The 2,276-nt window shown below is 62.9% G+C and carries 1 protein-coding gene and 2 pseudogenes; 1 reads left to right on the top strand and 2 read right to left on the bottom strand.

All coding sequences use genetic code 11. The features are described 5' to 3' along the window. Positions 1-1,202 (bottom strand): annotated as a pseudogene (locus ACSLE4_RS14285) (IS3 family transposase); the annotation flags it as partial. Positions 1,203-1,262: 60 nt separating this feature from the next. Further along, a pseudogene (locus ACSLE4_RS14280) lies at positions 1,263-1,583 on the bottom strand (IS630 family transposase); the annotation flags it as partial. Between the two features lie 462 nt (positions 1,584-2,045). Here ACSLE4_RS14280 and ACSLE4_RS14275 point away from each other — a divergent pair. Further along, the coding region (locus ACSLE4_RS14275; protein WP_435905097.1) for an Arm DNA-binding domain-containing protein at positions 2,046-2,276 on the top strand (231 nt) is incomplete at its 3' end.

The following is a 2,276-nucleotide window of genomic DNA, read 5'->3' as shown; positions in this document are numbered from 1 at the left end:
CTGATGGTCCCCTGTTTGTGTGGACACGGGTTTAGGCCATGTATTGTTCGGCCTGTTTCCGGGGTTGTGTAGCCGAGGGCGGAGTGGATCCGCCGCCGATTATAGTAGCTCTCGATGTAGGCGAACAGATCCCTGCGGGCCTGCTCGCGGGTTGCCCATCGTCGCTGATGGACGAGTTCGACTTTGAGCGTATGGAAGAAGCTCTCCATTGGAGCATTGTCGTAGCAACAGGCGGTGCGGCTCATCGAAGACGTCGCCCTCATGGTGGCGAGCTGCTTGGAATATGCCTCGGACGCGTATTGGCTGCCGCGATCGGAATGGCAGATGAGGCCTTCGGCCGGTCTTTGCCGCTGCGCGGCCATCATCAGCGCGGCAAGCGGCAACTCGGTGCGCATGTGGTCGCGCATCGACCAGCCGACGATCTTGCGGGTCGCCAAGTCGAGCACGGCGGCAAGGTAGAGCCATCCTTCGCCAGTCGCGATGTAGGTGATGTCGGCGAGCCGGACGCGGTTCGGCGCGGCCGCGACGAACTCCTGCTGCAACACGTTCGGCGCCACCGGCAGGGAGTGGCGGCTGTCGGTCGTGCAGGGCCTGAACCTGCGGCCGGCAAGCGCGCGGATGCCATGCCTGCGCATCAGCCTGGCTACCCGACCGCGGCTCGCCGTCCTGCCTTTCCGCGCGAAGCGCAGCATGCATTCCGGGGCTGCCGTAACGGCCATGATGCTCGGCATGGAGGCGGCGGAGGTCGGCGAGCAGCGCGCGGTTCGCCGCCGCGCGGGCGCTCTCCGGGCGATTGCGCCAAGCATAGTAGCCGCTAGCTGAGACCTCGAGGACCCGGCACATCAGCCGAACCGGCCACCTGCCGGCATGATCGCGGATGAAGTTGAAGCTCATCTCGGCACCTCCGCGAAGATGCCGATCGCTTTTTTTAGCACGTCGCGCTCCATCCGCGTGCGGTCGAGCTCACGTTTCAGCCGCGTGATCTCCGACGCCTGGTCCGCCGGCGATGGTAACGGCGTAAGCGCGGGCATCGCCGTCCGCGATCGCGTGGTTGCGCCACGGATCACAGCCCGCCAGTTCCGCAACATCGATGGCGAGATACCCACCTCGGTCGCCACCTGCATCAGTGGCCGGCCGCTCGTCTCCAGAAACGCGACCGCCTCACGTTTGAACTCAGAAAACTCCCTTCTCGTCTTCGCCATTGCACACCTCCATGCCCTCACGGGCTTAGCAAAGGTGTCCACCGAAACGAGGGACCATCAATGCAGCGTCGAGTTCGCCACGGACAGACCCATGCCGGCAAGTTCGGCACGTAGCTCATCGAGCGTGATGTCCCTGCGCGTCTCCCACACCGCCTGGATCTCCTCGCGGCGCTCCTCGACGCGGCGCGAGCGCATATCGCCCCCCTGCGGCCTGGGGGCGAAGCTGCCCGTCGCGCGTCGCTGCGACTGCCACCGGATTGCCGTCGAAGGCGCCACCCCGAACCCTGCCGCCGCCGCGCGACAGCTCATCCCGGCATCAATCGCCGCCTGCAGCCGCCAGCAGCCGCCAGCGCGCAAATCCATCGAAAGAGGCTGACCCATCCATGCTGGCCTCCAATCCCCAGCCAGAACGGTGAATCAGATCTGCAGCCACATGTGAATCCACGCCGATTCAATCCCGGCAGAAACCGCTCTAAACACGCACTGAAGCCCAATGCGCGGCACGTGCATGGCGGCGGGGACGATGCAACTCACCAGGACTCAAGGTCTGGTGCTCCACGGTCGCCCAGTCGACATCATCGAAACCACCAGGCGGCGATCAAGCGCCGCACCATATTGTTTGAGGTGGTGAGCCCTGCTGGGTTCGAACCAGCGACCTACTGATTAAAAGCCGCAATTTGCCCTTTTTCCAGGTCGTCCCAAAAGGTCCCAATTTGCCTTTATCAGCTTGATCAGATTATAAAATGTCTGCTCGCAACGTTCCCAATCGTTCTTGCATTGTTCCGCCCAATCGCGCATACGGTGAATCCTAGGTGAATCCTTTTTTGAGCTACTGATCGCACCATGGCCAAACGCGTTGCTCCCCTAACAGCCCTTCAGATCTCGAAGATCAAACCGCATGCTAATCGCACGACGGAACTCGTCGATGGTGCCGTTCCGGGCCTGCGGCTGCGCATTGCACCTTCCGGCGCGAGGTCATGGTCGCTTGCCATGCGCGCCAACGGAATCATGCGCCGGTTTGATGTTGGTCCGGGCCTATCGCTTGGGGATGCACGCAAGAAGGCCGAGGAACTT

Source organism: Methyloceanibacter sp. (genome assembly GCF_051306395.1).
Lineage (GTDB): Bacteria > Pseudomonadota > Alphaproteobacteria > Rhizobiales > Methyloligellaceae > Methyloceanibacter.
This window is presented reverse-complemented; position numbering and strand designations above follow the sequence as displayed.